This is a genomic window from Sphingopyxis sp. (genome assembly GCF_035944815.1).
Taxonomy (GTDB): Bacteria; Pseudomonadota; Alphaproteobacteria; order Sphingomonadales; family Sphingomonadaceae; genus Sphingopyxis.
In genome coordinates this window covers 234,073-252,890 of the sequence record NZ_DASZAU010000010.1, presented here as the reverse complement: position 1 = coordinate 252,890, position 18,818 = coordinate 234,073, and the positions used below count along the sequence as shown (strand labels likewise).

The 18,818-nt window shown below is 65.0% G+C and carries 16 protein-coding genes and 1 tRNA gene; 13 read left to right on the top strand and 4 right to left on the bottom strand.

What is annotated here, in order from left to right; genetic code table 11:
* The first annotated feature begins 4 nt into the window (after window positions 1-4).
* Genes nuoL through VGU00_RS16075 form a run of 7 tightly spaced genes read left to right on the top strand, consistent with a single transcriptional unit; the run spans window position 5 to window position 8,451 of the window.
* Window positions 5-2,053, top strand: coding sequence for an NADH-quinone oxidoreductase subunit L (gene nuoL, locus VGU00_RS16105; protein WP_327470305.1), 2,049 nt, complete (start codon window positions 5-7; stop codon window positions 2,051-2,053).
* Window positions 2,054-2,079: 26 nt separating this feature from the next.
* A complete protein-coding gene (locus VGU00_RS16100; protein ID WP_414713563.1) occupies window positions 2,080-3,606 on the top strand; it encodes an NADH-quinone oxidoreductase subunit M in 1,527 nt (508 codons plus the stop codon).
* Window positions 3,603-5,033: an NADH-quinone oxidoreductase subunit NuoN gene (nuoN, locus tag VGU00_RS16095; protein WP_327470301.1), complete on the top strand. Its 1,431-nt coding sequence runs from the start codon at window positions 3,603-3,605 to the stop codon at window positions 5,031-5,033. The genes VGU00_RS16100 and nuoN overlap by 4 nt, the downstream gene beginning before the upstream one ends.
* A complete protein-coding gene (locus VGU00_RS16090) occupies window positions 4,955-5,755 on the top strand; it encodes a biotin--[acetyl-CoA-carboxylase] ligase (protein ID WP_327470299.1) in 801 nt (266 codons plus the stop codon). The genes nuoN and VGU00_RS16090 overlap by 79 nt, the downstream gene beginning before the upstream one ends.
* A 2-nt stretch (window positions 5,756-5,757) precedes the next feature.
* Window positions 5,758-6,543, top strand: a complete 786-nt coding sequence (locus VGU00_RS16085) for a type III pantothenate kinase (protein WP_327470297.1) — start codon at window positions 5,758-5,760, stop codon at window positions 6,541-6,543.
* Complete coding sequence (locus tag VGU00_RS16080; RefSeq protein ID WP_327470295.1) at window positions 6,540-8,174, top strand: ribonuclease J; 1,635 nt, start codon at window positions 6,540-6,542, stop codon at window positions 8,172-8,174. The genes VGU00_RS16085 and VGU00_RS16080 overlap by 4 nt, the downstream gene beginning before the upstream one ends.
* A gap of 16 nt (window positions 8,175-8,190) precedes the next feature.
* Window positions 8,191-8,451 (top strand): DUF1467 family protein, encoded by a 261-nt coding sequence (locus VGU00_RS16075; protein ID WP_327470293.1) that lies wholly within the window; start codon window positions 8,191-8,193, stop codon window positions 8,449-8,451.
* A 56-nt stretch (window positions 8,452-8,507) separates the two neighbouring features.
* Here VGU00_RS16075 and VGU00_RS16070 read toward each other — a convergent pair whose 3' ends face one another.
* Entirely contained in the window at window positions 8,508-8,915 is a 408-nt protein-coding gene (locus VGU00_RS16070) for a hypothetical protein (RefSeq protein WP_327470291.1), read from the bottom strand.
* Between the two features lie 135 nt (window positions 8,916-9,050).
* The gene (locus VGU00_RS16065; RefSeq protein ID WP_327470289.1) at window positions 9,051-11,408 is read right to left on the bottom strand and encodes a hypothetical protein; all 2,358 of its coding nucleotides are present in this window, start codon (window positions 11,406-11,408) and stop codon (window positions 9,051-9,053) included.
* 131 nt (window positions 11,409-11,539) lie between these two features.
* Between VGU00_RS16065 and VGU00_RS16060 the strand changes: the two genes are divergently transcribed.
* Both VGU00_RS16060 and VGU00_RS16055 read left to right on the top strand, forming a co-directional pair.
* A complete protein-coding gene (locus VGU00_RS16060) occupies window positions 11,540-11,770 on the top strand; it encodes an Hpt domain-containing protein (protein WP_327470287.1) in 231 nt (76 codons plus the stop codon).
* Between the two features lie 172 nt (window positions 11,771-11,942).
* Window positions 11,943-13,250, top strand: a complete 1,308-nt coding sequence (locus VGU00_RS16055; RefSeq protein WP_327470285.1) for a tetratricopeptide repeat protein — start codon at window positions 11,943-11,945, stop codon at window positions 13,248-13,250.
* A gap of 86 nt (window positions 13,251-13,336) precedes the next feature.
* On the opposite strand, the gene VGU00_RS16050 is transcribed toward VGU00_RS16055, so the two are convergent.
* The gene (locus VGU00_RS16050; protein WP_294030425.1) at window positions 13,337-13,810 is read right to left on the bottom strand and encodes an Lrp/AsnC family transcriptional regulator; all 474 of its coding nucleotides are present in this window, start codon (window positions 13,808-13,810) and stop codon (window positions 13,337-13,339) included.
* A gap of 169 nt (window positions 13,811-13,979) precedes the next feature.
* Between VGU00_RS16050 and VGU00_RS16045 the strand changes: the two genes are divergently transcribed.
* The 3 genes from VGU00_RS16045 (at window position 13,980) to VGU00_RS16035 (ending at window position 16,805) form a co-directional block, all read left to right on the top strand.
* A complete protein-coding gene (locus VGU00_RS16045) occupies window positions 13,980-15,626 on the top strand; it encodes a histidine kinase dimerization/phospho-acceptor domain-containing protein (RefSeq protein ID WP_327470282.1) in 1,647 nt (548 codons plus the stop codon).
* Window positions 15,627-15,650: 24 nt separating this feature from the next.
* Complete coding sequence (locus tag VGU00_RS16040) at window positions 15,651-16,664, top strand: polysaccharide deacetylase family protein (RefSeq protein ID WP_327470280.1); 1,014 nt, start codon at window positions 15,651-15,653, stop codon at window positions 16,662-16,664.
* 65 nt (window positions 16,665-16,729) lie between these two features.
* Window positions 16,730-16,805 (top strand) — tRNA-Ile (locus VGU00_RS16035).
* 22 nt (window positions 16,806-16,827) lie between these two features.
* Here VGU00_RS16035 and VGU00_RS16030 read toward each other — a convergent pair.
* Complete coding sequence (locus tag VGU00_RS16030; protein ID WP_327470278.1) at window positions 16,828-17,193, bottom strand: hypothetical protein; 366 nt, start codon at window positions 17,191-17,193, stop codon at window positions 16,828-16,830.
* Window positions 17,194-17,337: 144 nt separating this feature from the next.
* Here VGU00_RS16030 and VGU00_RS16025 point away from each other — a divergent pair, with 144 nt between their 5' ends.
* Window positions 17,338-18,813, top strand: coding sequence for a M20 family peptidase (locus tag VGU00_RS16025; RefSeq protein WP_327470276.1), 1,476 nt, complete (start codon window positions 17,338-17,340; stop codon window positions 18,811-18,813).
* Window positions 18,814-18,818: the final 5 nt, after the last annotated feature.

Here is an 18,818-nt window from a genome sequence, read left to right as displayed (position 1 = left end):
GCCGGTGATCCAGGCGATCGTTTTCCTGCCGCTCTTGGCGGCGCTTGTTGCAGGGCTTGGCCAGCGCGCCATCGGCCCCTTCGCATCGAAGCTGGTTACCACCGGCGCGCTGTTCACCAGCTGCGCGCTGAGCTGGCCGATCTTCCTGTCGTTCGTGTTCGGCACGGGGCAGGCCGAAGTCGTGACCGTGCTGCACTGGGTCAGTTCGGGCGCGCTCCAGTTCAACTGGGAGCTGCGCGTCGATACGCTGACCGCGGTGATGCTCGTCGTGATCACGACGGTGTCGGCGCTCGTCCACCTGTATAGCTGGAGCTATATGGAGGAAGACCCGGACCAGCCGCGCTTCTTCGCTTATCTCTCGCTCTTCACCTTCGCGATGCTGATGCTCGTGACCGCGAACAATCTGGTCCAGATGTTCTTCGGCTGGGAAGGCGTCGGCCTGGCGTCGTACCTGCTGATCGGTTTCTGGTACAAGAAGCCGAGCGCCAATGCCGCGGCGATCAAGGCGTTCGTCGTCAACCGCGTCGGAGACCTTGGCTTCATGCTCGGCATCTTCGGCACCTTCCTGGTGTTCGGCACCGTTTCAATCCCCGAGATCCTTGCGGCCGCGCCGGGCATGGCGGGCAGCAGCATCACCTTCATGGGCATGCGTCTCGACACGATGACGATCCTCTGCCTGCTGCTGTTCATCGGCGCGATGGGCAAGTCGGCACAGCTCGGCCTGCACACCTGGCTTCCCGACGCGATGGAAGGTCCGACCCCGGTGTCGGCGCTGATCCACGCCGCGACGATGGTCACCGCGGGCGTCTTCATGGTGTGCCGTCTGTCGCCGATGTTCGAAACCGCGCCGATCGCGCTCGGGGTCGTCACCTTCGTCGGCGCCGCGACCTGCTTCTTTGCCGCGACGGTCGGCACGACGCAGTGGGACATCAAGCGCGTCATCGCCTATTCGACCTGTTCGCAGCTCGGCTACATGTTCTTTGCGGCGGGCGTCGGCGCCTATGGCGCGGCGATGTTCCACCTGTTCACGCACGCCTTCTTCAAGGCGCTCTTGTTCCTTGGTGCCGGTTCGGTGATCCACTCGATGCACCACGAGCAGGACATGCGCTATTATGGCGGCCTCAGAAAGCATATCCCGATCACCTTCTGGGCGATGATGATGGGCACGCTGGCGATCACCGGCGTCGGGATCGCGGGCGTCGCGGGCTTTGCCGGCTTCCACTCGAAGGACGGCATCCTCGAGGCGGCCTTCGCTGCGGGCGGCGGCGGTCAGATCGCCTTCTGGGTCGGCATCTTTGCCGCGTTGCTGACAAGCTTCTATTCGTGGCGCCTCGTCTTCCTGACCTTCTACGGCAAGCCGCGCTGGGAACAGAGCGAGCATATCCAGCACGCGGTGCACGACGATCACGGTCATGGCCATGACGATCATGCGCATGCGGCGCACGACGATCATCATCACCATGACGCGAACAGCGACGGGACGGCGGGCTATCACCCGCACGAAAGTCCGTGGCCGATGCTGGTGCCGCTGGTCGTGCTGTCGATCGGGGCGATTTTCGCGGGCTTCGTCTTTGCGCACCCGTTCATCTACCCCGAGGAAGGCATGGCGTTCTGGAAGGGGAGCATCGCGTTCGACGAGCATCTGATGCACGCCGCGCACGAAGTACCGACCTGGGTGAAGTGGACGCCGTTCACGGTGATGGCGATCGGCCTGTTGCTCGCGTGGAACAGCTATATCCGCAACACCAGCCTGCCGGGGCGCTTCGTGGCGCAGTTCAAGCTACTCCACCAGTTCCTGTACAATAAATGGTATTTCGACGAGCTTTATAACGTCCTCTTCGTGAAGCCCGCCTTCTGGCTCGGTCGCTTCTTCTGGAAGAAGGGTGACGAAGGGACCATCGACCGCTTCGGCCCCGATGGCGCCGCGGCGCTCGTCGCTGGGGGGACCCGTCTCGCGGTCCGACTGCAATCGGGTTATGTTTATGGATATGCGTTTGTGATGCTGCTCGGTCTTGTCGGCCTCGCCAGCTGGGCCATGGTGAATTTCCTGTGAGCGGCGGCGTCGGTCTTCTCTCGCTGATGCTGGCGATCCCCGCGGTCGCCGCCATCGTCTGCCTGTTCGTCGGCGACCGAAACGCCCGGCTGGTCGCGCTCGCCGCGACGCTGGTCGACTTCGCGTTCGGCTGTGTGCTGTGGGCCCGCTTCGACATCGGCGGCGCGCAGTGGCAGTTCGTCGAACGCGCCGACCTGTTCGGCCGTTTCCAATGGGCGCTCGGCATCGACGGCATGGCGCTGATGCTCATCATGCTCAGCGTCTTCCTCATGCCGCTCTGCATCCTCGCGAGCTGGGACGCGATCAAGAGTCGCGTCGGGCTCTACATGGCGATGTTCCTGATCATGGAAGTCGTCATGATCGGCGTGTTCATGGCGCAGGACCTGCTGCTCTTTTACATCTTCTTCGAAGCCGGCCTGATCCCGATGTATTTCATCATCGGCATCTGGGGCGGTGCGAACCGCAAATATGCGGCGTTCAAATTCTTCCTCTACACGTTGCTCGGTTCGGTGCTGATGCTGATCGCGATGATCGCGATGATCGCCGAAGCCGGTACGACCGACATCCCGACGCTGCTGAACTATAATTTCCCGCCGGCGATGCAGACCTGGCTGTGGCTTGCCTTCTTCGCCAGCCTTGCGGTCAAGATGCCGATGTGGCCCGTCCACACCTGGCTTCCCGACGCGCACGTGCAGGCGCCGACGGCAGGTTCGATGATCCTGGCGGGCGTGCTGCTGAAGCTCGGCGCCTATGGTTTCATCCGCTTCATGATGCCGATGTTCCCCGACGCGTCGGCGCAGCTGATGTGGATCGTCTTCGGCCTGTCGATGATCGCGGTCGTCTACACCAGCCTCATCGCGCTGGTGCAGAGCGACATGAAGAAGCTGATCGCCTATTCGTCGGTCGCGCACATGGCGATCGTCACCGCGGGCCTGTTCGCGTTCAACCAGCAGGGCATCGAGGGCGCGCTGATCATCATGCTCAGCCATGGTGTCGTCTCCGCCGCGCTCTTCTTCTGCGTCGGCGTGATCTATGACCGGCTCCACACGCGCGAGATCGACCGTTACGGCGGGCTCGCGGTGAACATGCCGGCCTATGCGATCTTCTTCATGCTGTTCACCATGGCGTCGATCGGCCTGCCGGGCACCAGCGGCTTCGTCGGCGAGTTCCTGAGCCTCGCCGGTATTTACGAAGCCTCGAGCTGGGTTGCTTTCGTGTGCACGACCGGGATCATTCTCGGCGCCGCATACATGCTTTATCTCTACCGCCGCGTCGTGTTCGGCGAACTGACCAAGGACGATGTGAAGGCGATGCCTGACCTCAACGCACGCGAATGGGCGATCCTCGCGCCGCTGGCTGCCGTGGCGCTGTGGATGGGCGTCTATCCCGAAAGCTTCCTCGCGCCGATGCGCGGTGACGTGACCACGGTGGTCGCGCGCCTTGCCCCGGCCAAGCCCGCGGGCGACGCGCATCTTGCCGCAGGCAAGCCGAAGCCCGCCAAGGCCCATGGTGAAGCCGCCCACGGCTCCGCCCATGCGGGAGGCGCCCAATGACCGCCGATCTCGCGCTCATCTGGCCCGAACTGATCCTGACGATCGGCGGGCTGATCACCCTGATGCTGGGCACCTTCCTTGGCGATCGCCAGGTCGGCATCTACCAGCTCAGCGCGCTGCTCACGCTCGCCGCTGCGGCGGCTGCCGTCGTGGCGCTGTTCGGCGTCAACGCGACGGTCTTTTCGGGCACGCTTTCGGTCGACAGTTTCGGCGGTTTCGCCAAGCTGCTGATCTATGCCGCCAGCTTCGTAAGCATCCTCGTCGCCCCGCGCTTTTTTACTGGCGGGATGCGCGCCGAATATCCGACGCTGATCCTGTTCGCGGCGCTCGGCATGGGGATCATGGCCTCGTCGCGCGACCTGATGACGCTCTACGTCGGGCTCGAGCTCAACAGCCTTGCCGCCTATGTGCTCGCGAGCTTCATGCGCACTGACGACCGGTCGAGCGAAGCGGGCCTCAAATATTTCGTCCTCGGCGCGCTGGCGTCGGGCATGCTGCTTTATGGTATTTCGCTGCTTTACGGCTTCACTGGCACGACCGATTTCGCGGGCATCGCGAAAGTGCTCGGCGGCGATCTCAATATCGGGCTGATCTTCGGCATCGTGTTCGTACTTGCGGGCCTTGGCTTCAAGATCAGCGCCGTGCCGTTCCACATGTGGACCCCCGACGTCTATGAGGGCGCGCCCACGCCGGTGACGACCTTCTTCGCCAGCGCGCCCAAGGTGGCGGCGATGGCGCTGATGACGCGCGTCGTGATCGACGCGATGGGCCCCGCGGTCGGCGCTTGGCAACAGATCATCATCTTCCTCGCGCTCGCGTCGATCATCCTCGGCGCGGTCGGTGCGGTCGGGCAGAAGAATATCAAGCGCCTGCTGGCCTATTCGTCGATCAACAACGTCGGCTTCATGCTGATCGGCCTTGCTGCGGGCACGCAGGCGGGGGTCGAGGGCCTACTGACCTATCTGCTCGTCTATATGGTGACGACGATCGGCGCGTTCCTGATCGTGCTGCAGTTGCGCGATCCGTACGGCAATCAGGTCGAAAGCATTCCGGCGCTCGCGGGCCTGTCGCAATATCGCCCGGGCCTCGCCGCCGCGATGTCGGTATTCTTGCTCAGCCTTGCCGGCATTCCGCCGCTGTTCGGCTTCTGGCCGAAATATCTGGTGTTCGAAGCGGCGGTGAATGCGAACCTCGTGCCGCTCGCGGTGGCGGGTATCGTCGCCTCGGTGATCGGCGCCTTCTATTATATCGCCATCATCAAGACGATGTATTTCGACGACAAGCTCGACGTCGAAGTGGTCGACGGCGGCAATATCGTCGAAGGTTCGATCGTCACGGTCAGCGCGTTGTGGCTCTCGGTCATCGGCTATCTGTTCATTCCCGTGCTGGCGGCGATGTCGGCGAACGCCGCGTCGGTGCTCTTCTGATCCCGCCGATCGAGCGGACGCAGCAGACCGGTTCGACCAACGCCGACCTGCTGGCACGGCTGGCAGGCGGCGAGCATATCGGCGAGGGGCATTGGCTCGTCGCCGATCGGCAGACCGCCGGGCGCGGGCGTCTGGGCCGCGCATGGGGCGACGGGCAGGGCAATTTCATGGGCTCGACCGTCGTCCACCTGACGGTCGGCGATCCGTCGGCGGCGACGCTTGCACTGGTTGCCGGCGTCGCACTGGCGAAGACGGTGGCCGCGCTCGCCCCAGGGCTCGACGCGCAGCTCAAATGGCCCAACGACCTGCTGGTGGACGGAGCGAAATGCGCCGGCATATTGATGGAGCGTACCGGTAATTCGGTGGTCATCGGCATCGGCGTCAATCTGGTCGTCGCGCCCGAACTGCCCGACCGCGTGACTGCGACGCTTGCGGGCAAGGGCGTCGACATCGACCGCGACTATTTTTCCGAGGTGCTGGCGATCGCGATGGTCGACGCGCTGTGGACCTGGCGACAGGAAGGCATCGGCAGCATCATCCGCGCGTGGGTGCCGCAGGCGCATCCCGTGGGGACGCCGCTCCGCGTTTCCGAGCAGGAGATCGACGGCTTTTTCGACGGCCTCGCCGACGATGGCGCGCTGCGCTTGCGCCTGAGCGGCGGCGAGACCATGGTGATCCATGCGGGAGACGTCGAGTTACGGCGCCCCGTGGAGGGGAGTTGAAAATGCTGCTCGCGATCGATGTCGGCAACACCAATGCCAAATTCGCGCTGTTTCGCGGCACCGAGCTGCTGGCGCGCTGGCGCATTGCGACCGACGACCGGCGGACCGCCGACGAATATATGGTCTGGCTCGACCAGTTGATGCGGATCGAAGGGCATGACCGTGCCGATGTCGAGGCGGTCATCATCTCGACCGTCGTGCCGCGCGCGCTTCACAATCTCCAGCTGCTCGCGCATAAATATTTCGGCGTCGACGCGCTCGTTGCCGGGCGCGAACCGGTGACTTGGGGCATCGCGCTCAAGGTCGACGAACCGCAGTCGGTCGGCGCTGATCGTGCGGTCAACGCGATTTCGGCGCAGGCGGTCGAGCCCGGCAAGGACAAGCTCGTCATCAGCTTCGGCACCGCGACGACGCTCGACCATATCGGCGCGGACGGTGCCTATCTCGGCGGTATCATCGCGCCGGGCGTCAACCTGTCGCTCGAGGCGCTCGTGGCCGCAGCCGCGAAGCTTCCGCGCATCGCGATCGAAGCGCCGGCAACGGGCAGCGTTATCGGGCGTACCACCGAAAGCCAGATGCTGATCGGCGTCTATTGGGGCTATGTGTCGATGATGGAGGGCTTGATCGCGCGCATGAAGGCCGAAATCGGCAAACCGCTTACCGTGATCGCGACCGGCGGGCTTGCGACTCTGTTCCAGGAACAGGGCCAGCTGTTCGACCGCATCGAGCCCGATTTGACGCTGAACGGCCTGATGTATCTTTATAACCAACGGAACAAAGACATATGACGACTCCGGGCAAGGAGCTGCTTTTCCTCGCACTCGGCGGATCGGGTGAGATCGGCATGAACGCCAATCTCTACGGCTGCGACGGCAAATGGATCATGGCCGACCTTGGCGTGACCTTTGGCAGCCATGATTACCCCGGCATCGACATCGTCATGCCCGACCTCGAATTCATCGAGGATCGCAAGAAGGACTTGCTCGGCATCGTGCTGACGCACGGGCACGAGGATCATATCGGCGCGATCCCCTATCTCGCCGCCGAACTCGGCGTGCCGCTTTATGCCAACCGCTTCACCGCGGGGCTGATCGCACACAAGCTGGCCGAAGAGGGGCTGGAAAAAGAGGTCGAGATCAAGGCCGTCGATATCGACGACAGCTTCCGGCTGGGGCCGTTCGGCATCCGCCTCGTTCCGCTCGCGCACTCGATCCTCGAAATGAGCGCGGTGGTGATCGACACGCCCTATGGTCGGGTCTTCCACACCGGCGACTGGAAACTCGACGAGGAACCGATCCTCGGGCAGCCCGCCACCGCGGCGGCGCTGACCGCGATTGGCAATGAGGGCATCGATGTGCTCGTCTGCGATTCGACCAATGCCTTCAACGTCGATGCGTCGGGGAGCGAAGGCGGCCTGCGTAAGGGGTTGGAGCAGGCGGTGGGTGCAGCAAAAGGCCGGGTCGTCGTCACGACCTTTGCTTCGAACGCGGCGCGTCTTGCGACATTGGGCGCGGTAGCCAAGGCGACGGGGCGCACCTTGTGCGTCGCAGGGCGTTCGCTCGACCGCATCCTCGGCGTGGCGCGTTCGGTCGGTTATCTCAAGGATTTCCCGCCGACGGTCGATTTCGACGAGGCGATGCGCCTGCCGCGCGACAAGGTGATGGTGATCGCGACGGGCGGGCAGGGCGAACCGCGTGCGGCGCTCGCGCGCATGGCGGCCGATATCCACCAGATCAAGCTCGAGCCGGGCGACACGGTCGTCTTCTCGTCGAAGCAGATTCCGGGCAACGAGGTCGCGATCGGGCGGATCATGAACCAGCTCGCGGCGAAGGACGTGTTGACCGTCACCGAAAAACAGGCGCATATCCATGTCAGCGGCCATCCGGGCCAGCCCGAACTCGCGGCGCTTTACGGCTGGCTACGGCCCAAGCTCGTCCTGCCGGTGCATGGCGAGATCCGCCACATGCACGAACAGGCGCGCTTCGCGCTCGAAAAGGGCGTGCCGGATGCGCTGGTGCAGGAAAATGGCGACCTTGTGCGGCTCGCGCCGGGACCCGCGAAGATCGTCGAGCGCGTTCGGGCGGGCCGGCTGATCCTCGACGGCGACGTCATCCTGCCCGCCGACGGCGAAACGATCAACGAACGGCGCAAGCTGTCGCTTAACGGCCATATCACCGTGGCGGTCATTTTCTCGGACAAGCGCTTCGTCGAAAGCGCGGTCAGCTATCGCGGCGTGCCCGTCGAGGACGAGCGCGCAGCCTTTATCGACGAAATGCGCGAAGCCGCCGAACAGGCCGCGACCGGCCCCGCGCGCGACGAGGAAAAATTGCGCGAGGCGATCCGCCTTGGCGTGCGGCGCGTCGCGACCGACTGGACGGGCAAGAAGCCCGTCGTCGACGTGATGCTCGTCGACATCTGAGCCGGAGGCAAACGCGATGAAATGGACTTCGGCGCTCGCCATCTACCTGCTCTTCTGGGCGTTCAGCGCCTTTTTCGTGCTGCCCTTCCACGGCCGCCGCGCGAGCGACGATGCGACGCCGCTCGTCCGCGGGCAGGAACCGGGCGCGCCTGCCACCTTTCGTCCGGGCCGCATCCTGCTCCAGATGACGATCGCCGCGACGATCGCCTTCGGGCTCTACTACACGGCCTATGTGAACGGCTGGGCCGATCCCGACGTGCTGACGGGGCGCGCCTGAGTTCCCCCCGGGTAAAGCCAATCGGCGGCGTCGATTTCGGCACAGAAAGCAGACTGTCAGCCGTCCTGGTGCTGCGAATTGGCCATAGTGTTGAAGCGCGCCTCGCCTATCTCTGAAGAATGGCTGGACGCGAAGCGGTAGACGAATGTCGCCACAACGGCTGTGCCAAGCAGGATCAGTCCCGGAACAATCATCCCCCCGGGCCAATCGACATCTCCCGAAAGAAATATCGCTGCGGCGATGCCGCAAATTGCGACGACGGCCGTGCCGCTGCGCGCTGGGCTCAAATCGCGATAAGCCTGCTTGTTGCCGGGGGCCGTGGCGCACCACGCGACAAATAATATCCACCATCCGATCTGGACGACGTTCGTCAGATCTCTCAGTTCTTCCGTCGGCGAGATGCGTGCCGCGACATATGAGGCGAGAAGCCAAGCGCCCGTAGCCATCAGGAAAAGGCTTTGCATGACCGGCCTCCAGAACTGTCTGGTAGCAAAATTGCGAATTGAGATATTCATTGGCATCCCCGCGAACTGGTCATCAAGGCAACCGCCCGGCGTCGGTTATCAACCGCTACCGCCGACCACGCTGTCGCCCGCAGGTCAGCCCCGCAGGCGGTCGATCGACTGCGCGAGCGCGACGTAGAGCTTGCCGATATCGGACGAAAGCAGGGTGACGCTGATCGCCGATCCGTCGCGTGCGCCGATCAGGAGACGCAGCATCGCTTCGAAATCGTGGATAAACTGGTTCACCGACGCGTGGAAGCCATTGTCGGCCTGATAGAGGCGCAGGATTTCCTTGGCCTCGCTATTTTCGATGAGCTTGACCGCGCGTCGGGCAAAGACGCCGCGGTCGCCTTTCAGATAAGCGTCCCACGCGGTGTCGCTGACTTCGGTCGACATGATCTTGGTGACGTCGATCGCGGTCGATTTGAGCGCTTCGGTGAGCAGGCCGACCTGTTTCGCGAGCGAATCGCGGTCCGACGCCGCGATCGCCTGTTCGGCTTCGCTGACGCGCTGTTCGACGCTCGCGCTGGTGTCCATGATCGTGATCAGCTGGCGCATCAGCCGGTCGGCAGCGCCGTTGGCGGCGGCAACCGCGCGCGCCGATGCCTCTTCGATCGCGGTCAGCTGCGCCATCACCTCATTCTTGAACGCGGCATCGATCGCGCCCGTAGCGGTCGCCTGCATCGCGTCGCGCGCGCCCGAAACCAGCTTGTCGAGCGTCAACCGCGCTTCGTCCGCCGCCGAATCGGCGGTGGCGCGAACCTCGCCGAGCGTCGCGATCATGCGCGCGCCGCCCTGTTTGGCAAATTCGTCGGCGCCGTCGCGCAGCTTGGCGAGCGCGGCCTCGGCATCGGCGAGCGAGCCGTTGATGCGGTCGACCAGTTGCTGCTGGCTCGCGGCATGGGTCGCCATCTGCGCTTCGTTCGTCTTGAGCGTCGCCTGGACGGCGTTGACATGCGACATCGTCGATTGCGCGACGAGTTCGGACGCCTCGAGCAAGGGGCGCAACTGCGCCAGCGCGGTTTGCGTCGTCTTGCCGTGCGAGGTGATGCGATCGAGCGCGTGCGGCAGGGTTTCGTCGAGTTCGCGGGTCACTGCATCGAGCGCGAGGAGTAGCGATTCGGCGTGGGTGATCAGCTGGTGCGCCGACGCGTTGCCGCTCTGCACTTCCTGCATGAAGGCACCGAGCTGGGACTTGGTGTCGTCGATCGCGCGGCCGATGACGCCGGTGCTTGCGCTGACGCTGACGTCGAGGACCTCGAGCTGCTGCCCGACCTCGGCGACATGCGCGGTGATGCGCGAGGCGAGGGCGTCGCTGGCATCGGCGTGCGCGACAAGCTGCGCACCCATCGCGTCGCCGGCATCGCGGGCGGCCGCGAGCTTCTGGTCCATCTGTGCGGCGGCGGCGTCGACGCCGTCGCGGAACGCCTGCCAGCTCTTGTCCATCTCGCCAGTCACGGTGGCAATGGTCGACGTCATGTCGTTATGCGCTGCCGCGGCGACCTCGGTCATCCGGGCCAGCGCCGCGCCGTGCGCGTCGGTGACCTGCGTCGACGCCGCGAGCAGGTCCGATTCGGTTTCCTTCGCCTGTCCTTGCAGCGCGACGATCGCCTCGAGGATAGTCGCGGTCGAGGCCTCGCCCGCCTGCGCGGTTTTCGCGGCTTCTTCGCCCAGCGCCGCGAGGCGCGCTTCGAGGTTGGCGCCCTGCTGGTGCGCGACGAGGCCCGCTTCGCGGAAATTCACCGCCAGCCGCTGCGCGACGTCGTCGATCCGCGGCAATCCGGCGAGCAGCCCATCCATCCGCTGCATCGCGACATCGCCCGACCGCGCGAGCTGGTCGTGCGCGTTGGCGATCACCGATGCGTTGCTCGCGAGCTTGTCGCTGCTTTCGTTAAGCCGCAGCACAGCGTCGAGGCCGAGCTGCTGCACGATCCTTGCCTGCTCGCCGAGCTGCTTCTGCGCATCGGCGAGATGGAGGCCGAGCGAGTGCATCGACTGGTTCAGCGCCAGATTTTCGGCGCGGAGCGCGCCGGTCACCCGCGCGAAACGGGCCTGTTCGGAGCGGCTCGATCGCAGCAGGCTCATCCAGAGCACCGCAAGCAACGTCAGCGGCATCGCGATCGTCGCGACCAGCGCCGGCCAGTCGGAAAGCGCAGGACTGCGGGCGAAACCCTCGGTCGCCACGGCCAGCGCGAAACCGGTCCAGCCGATCGCCAGCAGGATGAGCAGGGCAGGCGCGGCGCGATCGCGCCAGGCCGATGGCGGGGCCGCGTCGTCGTCCGGTTCGGCTTCGGCCAGCGAGGACATGTCGAGCCAATCCCGTTCGGCGGGGGCCTCCGTGTCCGGGGCACGCGCGGTTTCGGCCGCTGCGGTTTCGACCGTCGCGGCGCTGTCTGCTTCCGGGTTTGCCGCGGAATCCCGCCACAATCCGACGATTTTCTTTTCCCCCGTCATCCGGCCATCTTAGCATCAAATGACCGTCTTGAAACGGAAACTTAACCACGGGCGGGCAAAGCTGTGGAATGTCGTTCGATAGCGGCCCCCTTGACCGGTACCTCAGCTCGGCGATCGGAGACGATCAGGCCGTGGCGTTGGACCTGCGCGGCGCCTTCACCGGCAGCGCGCGCGACCTGGCCGACCTGATGCGACGGGCGCGCTGCGACGCCAATTGGGAAGTTGCGGCGCTGCGTCTGAAAGGGCTGGCCGCTACCTTTGGCATCATATCGCTGATCCAGCTGGCCGAAGACGCGATGTCGGGCGCCCCCGGTGATCCCGCGGTCCTTCGCCAGATCAATCAGGCGATCGACGAAATCTGACCGGCCAGCCGGGTTCAATTCCGGTTCAGCCGTCCACGTTCAAAGAAATATCGATGCCGGCTGTCTTGCCTTGGCAACGCGACGGGTTTAGCCGCGTTAAGGACGCGCGGCCGAGCCCTCTTTTGCGTTGGTGCGGGTAGGGCGAGGCGACCGATTCTGAGGAGAGATTTCGATGTTCACCCGTTTTCGCACGATGCCCTTGACGGCGATGGCCGCAGTGCTGGGCTGCGCGCTGATGACGACGGCACCGGCTGCCGCACAGGACAAGCCGAAAAAGGAAAAGAAGAAGGAAGAGTCCAAGGGCGGCGGGATTTCCGTGAGCAAGGGATTCATGCCGGCGGCCAAGAAAATGGAAGACGCGAACAAGGCGAAGGACGCCGCTGCATTGCAGGCGGCCCTTGCCGAAGGTCAAACGACGGCGACGACCCCCGACGATAAATATCTGGTCGGCTTCTACCAGCTCCAGCTCGGCCTGACGAACAAGGATCAGGCGCTGCAGGGGCAGGGGCTCGATGCGATGCTCGAAAGCGGAAAGGCACCGGCCGAAAGCGTCGGCGTGTATAATTTCTATTCGGGCAATTTCGCCTATGGCGCGAAGAATTACGCGAAGGCGATCCAGCGTCTCGAAGCCGCCAAGGCGGCCGGGTCGACCGAGTCCAGCCTGTCGGCGATGCTGATGGACAGCTATCTGAACGCCGGCCAGATCGACAAGGGCTGGGAAATCGCCAAGGCCGGCATCGATTCGGCGCGCGCAGCAGGTACGCGCCCGTCGGAAGAGCTGTATGTGCGTCCGGCGCAGGCGTTCCAGAAGGCGAACCGCACCAACGAGATGCTCGATGTGCTGGCGATGCGCGTGCAGGATTATCCGACCCCGGCAACCTGGCGCAACACGCTGTATATCGTCCTGCAGCAGGCCGCGGGCGACAAGGACCTGACGCTCGACATCCTGCGCCTCATGAAGGCGACCAACTCGATGCTGCAGCGTCCCGAATATCTCGAATATTCGGCGATGGCGGTCGAGGCGGGTTTCCCCGGCGAGGTGGTTGCCGTGATCAAGCACGGGCAGGGGAATGGCGTTATTCCCAAGACCGACGCGCATTTTGACAAAATCCTCGAATCGCAGGAACCGCGCGCTGCAACCGACGCGGCCGCTGTTGCAGCGGACGCCAGCAAGCCTGCGACGCTCAGCAATCCCAAGGCGGCCCGTGCGACCGGCGACGCGCTCGTCGGCAATGGCGAGCCGGCCAAGGCGATCCCGCTTTACGAGGCAGCGCTGAAGGCGGCCCCGGGCGACGCGCTGATCCAGTACCGCCTCGGCGTGGCGCAGGCGCTCGCCGGGCAGGGCGATGCCGCCGCCGCCAGCTTTGCGAAGGTGCAGGGCAATCGTCAGCGTCTTGCACAGCTCTGGACGATCCGCGCCAAGGCCGGTGCCGCGCCGGCGGCCGCGCCCGCAGCTGCGGCGCCGACGACGGGCGACTAAGCCCTTCGGCCCTTCGGCCAAAAAAAGGGGCGCCGTTCCCGATCGGAACGGCGCCCCTTTTTACTGGGTTCCCGAAAAGCCGGCGTTCAGGATTCGACAGGGATCCCGGCAAGCTGTTTCGCGGTGCGAATCGTCAGCGACGTCTTCACGCTGGTCACGTTCGGCGCCGAGGTCAGGTGGGCGGTCAGGAAGGACTGGAAGCTCTGGAGGTCGCGCGCGACGACTTTGAGCAGAAAGTCGATTTCGCCGTTCAGCATATAGCATTCGCGCACTTCGGGGAGGCCGCCGACATAATCCTCGAACGCCTTCAGATCGGATTCGGCTTGGCTGCGCAGGCTGACCATCGCAAAGACGGTGATACCATAGCCAAGCTTCGCCGCATCGAGGTCGGCATGATAGGAACGGATGACCCCCGATTCCTCGAGCGCGCGCACGCGGCGGAGGCATGGAGGCGCGGTCAATCCCACCATCTGTGCAAGTTCGACATTCGTCATTCGCCCGTTTTTCTGCAGCTCGCCCAATATCTGCAAGTCGATCTGATCGAATTTCTGACTAGCCATCGTTGAAACATCCGCTTTCCAAAACTGCGATGACCATAATATTATTTCAGGCGAATGCAATTGTCCCACAATGCGACGCGGATGGTTAAGGCACTTTCATGACCGGGGGATTCACGCTAGCCGGTAAGCATATCGTAACCAACGACCGAGGGTGTGGGGCTGGCTTCGCGTGACTGCTGACTCGATGATCGCGACCATCTTGCGCCAGGCGCCGGCGGACCGACGCGCGAGCATCGCGGCGTGGCGGCAACTCTCCGATATTCTGGCTCAGCGCGGCAATCAACTGGGTGACGACGATATTCGTCGCAGCCTCCACGCGCTCGCCGTCCTGCGGCCGCAGGTGCCGGAATCGGTCCGTCGCGACAGCGCCCGCGCGATTGCGCGGCACGGCCGCTTTGCGCCGCTCGTCGCCTTTTACGCCAACGACGTGCCTGCGGTTTCGGCGATCATGCTGCGCGACACACGCCTGACCGATGCCGACTGGCTGGCGTTGCTCCCCGCAACGGGCGCAATGGCACGGTCGGTGCTGGCCGGACGCAGCGACCTGCCCGACGGCGTCCGCCGTGCACTCGCCAGCCTCGGCAGCGGGTCGGTGGCCCTGCCGCAGCCCGCAGTCGTCGAAGCCGTCGCCGATACGCCGCCGCCGGCGGCCGCGGACGAGATCGAACCGGTGGCCGAGAGCGCGCCGAGCCAGATCAGCGAACTGGTCCGCCGCATCGACAAATATCAGTCGTCGCGCGGGCAGCCGACGGTCGCCCGCCCGCCGCGCGCGGCATTCCTGTTCGAAACCGGCCCCGACGGGGTGATCCACTGGGTCGAAGGCGTCACACGCGGTGCGGTGATCGGCCTGTCGATCGCCGATGCGGCCTTTGGCGGCGAACCCGGGACCGACGGCGTTGCCGCCGGCGCCTTTCGCCAACGTGCCGAGATCATCAACGCCCGCATGATCCTCGAAGGAACGCCCGCCGATGCCGGCGAATGGCGCTTTTCCGCCTTGCCATGGTTCGATCCGGCGACGGGGCAGTTCCGCGGCTATCGCGCGAGCGCACGCCGTCCGAACCGCAACGAGACGCCCTATGGCCGGCAGGCGCCCGAGGATTCGGGCGACTCGATTCGCCAGCTCATCCACGAATTGCGCAGCCCGCTGAACGCGATTTCGGGTTTCGCCCAGATCATTTCGGGGCAGATGTTCGGGCCGGTCAGCCAGAATTATCGTGCGATGGCCGAAACGATCGTCGCCGATGCGGCGTCGGTGCAGTCGATCATCGACGATCTGGAAACCGCCGCGCGCAGCAACACGGCGCCGGCAGCGGTGCCGGCGAACAGCGCGGTCGATATCGGTGCGATCGTCACGCAGGTCGAAGGCGATCTGGGGCCGCTGCTGGCCGAACGCCGGATCGATCTTAGTATTTCGCGCGTCGGGGGCGGGTTCATCGGGCTGATCGACGATGCCAACGCGCGCCGGATGGTCGGCCGGCTGCTCACCGCCCTCGTCGATATATCCGAACCGGGTGCGATCCTCGTCGGCCAGCTGGTCACCGAAGCGCCGCACGACGACATGCTGCAACTGCGGATCGTCCGTCCGGCCACGATCCGCTTTGCGACGTCGACCGAGTTGCTCGATCCCGGTTTCAGCCCCGAAGGCGAAGCGCCCGGCGCCGCCGTCCTCAGCCTCGGTTTTTCGCTCCGGCTCGTCGACAGCCTTGCCCGCGGGTCCGGCGGACGGCTCGATATCGGGCATAACGCCTTGACCTTGCACCTGCCCTCCGCCAACTCGAGAACCGAGGTCGAGCTGGAAGTCCAGCAAGGCGAATAGCCCGGGGCGGGCGAAGGGGAGCATGTGAAGCCTGCGGGCAATTTCTTTGCAAATCCGGCCGCATCGGACCTGATCGAACTGGCCGCGGACGAGAGTCCGCGTTTCTGGGTGACGATCGATACCGAAGAAGATTTCGACTGGAACGCGCCCTTCGCGCGGACGGGGTTCGGGCTCGCCTCGGTTCCCGCGCTGGCCGACTGCCAGAGTTATTTCGAGCGCGCCGCTGTGTGCCCGATCTACCTTGTCGACTGGCCGATCGTCGCCGACGACCGGGCGGTCGATATTCTCGGCGCGGCGCAGCAGGCGGGCCATTGCGAGATCGGCGCCCAACTCCATCCCTGGGTCACGCCGCCGCACGACGAGGACGTCAATGCGCGCAACAGCTATACGGGCAACCTGCCTGCGGACCTGCAACGCGCGAAAATGACCGCTTTGCGCGACGCGATTCGCGATCGGTTCGGCGTCGCCCCGACGGCGTATCGGGCGGGCCGTTACGGTTTGGGCCCCGACACCGCGACGATGCTCGCCGAGCTGGGATTTCGGTGCGATACGTCGGTTCGTGCGGGGTTCGATTATCGCGCCGGGCATGGGCCCAATTATCGCGACGCGCCGCTCCATCCCTGGTGGGTACGCACCGGGGCGGGCGCCGTGCTCGAAATGCCCGTTACGACGGTTTTTGCGGGGCTCTTCGGTCGCGCGGGGCGCTGGCTCTATCATCGCACCTCGTCGAACAGCCATGCAGCGCTGGCGCGGCTCGGGCTTGTCGAGCGGATCGCGCTGACGCCCGAAGGCATCCCGGCCGAAAAGGCGTGCGAGGCGATCGATATCGCGATCACGGCGCGCCTGCCGGTGCTGAATTTCTCCTTCCATTCGCCATCGCTGCAACCGGGGAACACGCCCTATGTGCGCAGCGACGCCGACCTCGATCTTTTCTATCGCTGGTGGGACGTCGTGCTCGACCATCTTGCCCGCCGCGGGGTCGAGGCGACGACGGTCGACGGGATATTGGCGATGGCGGGGCGCAAGGCCGCCCGCTGATCGTTGGCGCTTGCCAATGCGGCTCGGCCTCCGCTATCGCCCGCACATCCCCGCCGGGATAGGGGGGGCCTGTAGCTCAATGGTTAGAGCTGGCCGCTCATAACGGCTAGGTTGCGGGTTCGAGTCCTGCCGGGCCCACCATTTTCCAGAGACGACGATGCCCTTAGGGCTTACCGCGAATGCGCTGCGCCGCCGTCATATCCTTCAGTGCCTGCGTTCGCATGTCGAGTTCGCGCTTTTCGGAATCGGAGAGACCGTCGCGGCCATAGCGCTCGGCGAGCGATGCAATCTGCCGCGCTTCGCGGCGCAAGGCCCGCGCATCGCTTTTCGACAAGGCCCTGTCATCGCGTCCGCGCGCGATGCGCTCGCGGGTTTCGCGAAGGTCGTGCCCGAGCGTCGAGCCGCCCGGCTGTGTCCCCATATCGGATATGCCGGGGATGCGGTCGCTCGCGGGCGGGGTCCGCGGCATGAACTGCGCCTGCGCCGCAGCGGGCGCGAGCAGCAGCACGGCAACGATCATCAAACGCATGGCGGTTCCTCCTCTGATTTCGGGATGTTTCGCCGCCGGCCATGAATTTGCGCTTAATCGGAACGTGTCGCGGCAAGGCCTGAATTTCCCTTGCAAAATGCAACCGATGGCGGTCCATTGCGCGCCGACAAGAAGGAGAGGGACATGGGGAAACGGCGGACGATCCTGCTCGGTGGACTGGCGATCGTGGCGGTCGCAGCAGGCGTGGTCGGCGTGCGCACCGCGACCTTCGCGCCGACGGATATTGCCGATGGCAGCGATATCCGTCTGGCAGCGGCGCCGAAATATGATCTGGACGCCGCGGTCGCGCATTTGAGTGCGGCGGCGCAGATCCGGACGATATCGCATCAGGACCCCGCCGAGAATGAGGTCGCCGAATGGGACCGGCTGCACGCGTGGCTGGCAACCACCTATCCGGCGACGCACCGCGCGATGACACGCACCATCCTGCCGAACCGGACGCTGATCTATCACTGGCCGGGCAGCGATGCCGCGCTCGCCCCGATCATCGTGATGGCGCACCAGGATGTCGTGCCGGTGACCGAAGGGACCGAGGGCGACTGGAAATATCCACCCTTCGCCGGCACGATCGCCGAACAGGCGGTGTGGGGACGCGGCACGGTCGACGACAAGGGATCGCTGGTCGGGCTGTTCGAGGCGATCGAGGCGCTTGCGGTTCAGGGCTTCCAGCCGAAACGCGGCATCTATCTCGTGTCCGGCCATGACGAGGAAGCCGGCGGATCGGGCGCGGTGGCGGCCGCCGCGAAGCTGAAGGCCGAAGGCGTCAAGGCGCTGTTCACGCTCGACGAGGGCAGCGTCGTGCTGCGCGACACGCCGATCATCGATGGTCCGGCGATCCTGATCGGCGTCGCCGAAAAGGGCTATGCGACGCTTAAGGTCACGGCCAATGCGCCGGGCGGGCACAGTTCGATGCCGCCCGCTGAAACCGGCGTCACGACACTGGCGCGCGCGGTGCTCGCCATCACCGACAAGCCTTTCCCGACCGAGATGCGCGGCCCCGGTGCGGGGATGGTCGAGGCGCTGGCCGCGCACAAGGGCGGGACGACCAAGATGGCGGTGGCGAACCAGTGGCTGTTCGGCCCGCTCCTGAAAGGGCAGCTTTCGGCGTCGCCATCCTCGGCGGCAGCCTTTCACACCACGATCGCGCCGACGATGCTGCAGGGCAGCCCCAAGGAGAATGTCCTGCCGCAATCGGCGAACGCGCTCATCAACTATCGCATCGCGCCGTGGAACAGCTCGGCCGACGTGATGGCGCGCGCCAAGGCCGCGGTCGGCGAGGCGCCGGTGGAGCTCAGCTGGGTCAAGCAGCCGAACGAGCCTTCGCGCGTTTCTTCGAGCAGTTCGCAGGGGTGGAAATATATCGTGGCGGCGGCGCGCGCCGATGCGCCCGATGCGGTCGTCGCGCCCTATCTGGTCGTTGCCGCAACCGACAGCCGCAGCATGGAGCCGATTTCGCAGGATGTATATCGCTTCATGCCGATGCACTTCACGTTGAAGCAGACGGCGATGATCCACGGCACCAACGAACATATGACCGTCGACAGCTTCAAGCGCATGATCGACTTTTATGCGCGGCTGATCGCCACCTCGGCAGGATAGCGGCG

Bases quoted from the DNA above. Each gene is read 5' to 3' on its own strand.
- VGU00_RS16025 (WP_327470276.1), top strand. From the start codon at position 17,338: ATGGGGAAACGGCGGACGATCCTGCTCGGTGGACTGGCGATCGTGGCG.
- VGU00_RS16075 (WP_327470293.1), top strand. From the start codon at position 8,191: ATGAAATGGACTTCGGCGCTCGCCATCTACCTGCTCTTCTGGGCGTTC.
- VGU00_RS16055 (WP_327470285.1), top strand. From the start codon at position 11,943: ATGTTCACCCGTTTTCGCACGATGCCCTTGACGGCGATGGCCGCAGTG.
- VGU00_RS16065 (WP_327470289.1), bottom strand. From the start codon at position 11,408: ATGACGGGGGAAAAGAAAATCGTCGGATTGTGGCGGGATTCCGCGGCA.
- VGU00_RS16080 (WP_327470295.1), top strand. From the start codon at position 6,540: ATGACGACTCCGGGCAAGGAGCTGCTTTTCCTCGCACTCGGCGGATCG.
- VGU00_RS16030 (WP_327470278.1), bottom strand. From the start codon at position 17,193: ATGCGTTTGATGATCGTTGCCGTGCTGCTGCTCGCGCCCGCTGCGGCG.
- nuoN (WP_327470301.1), top strand. From the start codon at position 3,603: ATGACCGCCGATCTCGCGCTCATCTGGCCCGAACTGATCCTGACGATC.
- VGU00_RS16050 (WP_294030425.1), bottom strand. From the start codon at position 13,810: ATGGCTAGTCAGAAATTCGATCAGATCGACTTGCAGATATTGGGCGAG.
- VGU00_RS16070 (WP_327470291.1), bottom strand. From the start codon at position 8,915: ATGCAAAGCCTTTTCCTGATGGCTACGGGCGCTTGGCTTCTCGCCTCA.
- VGU00_RS16085 (WP_327470297.1), top strand. From the start codon at position 5,758: ATGCTGCTCGCGATCGATGTCGGCAACACCAATGCCAAATTCGCGCTG.
- VGU00_RS16100 (WP_414713563.1), top strand. From the start codon at position 2,080: ATGCTGGCGATCCCCGCGGTCGCCGCCATCGTCTGCCTGTTCGTCGGC.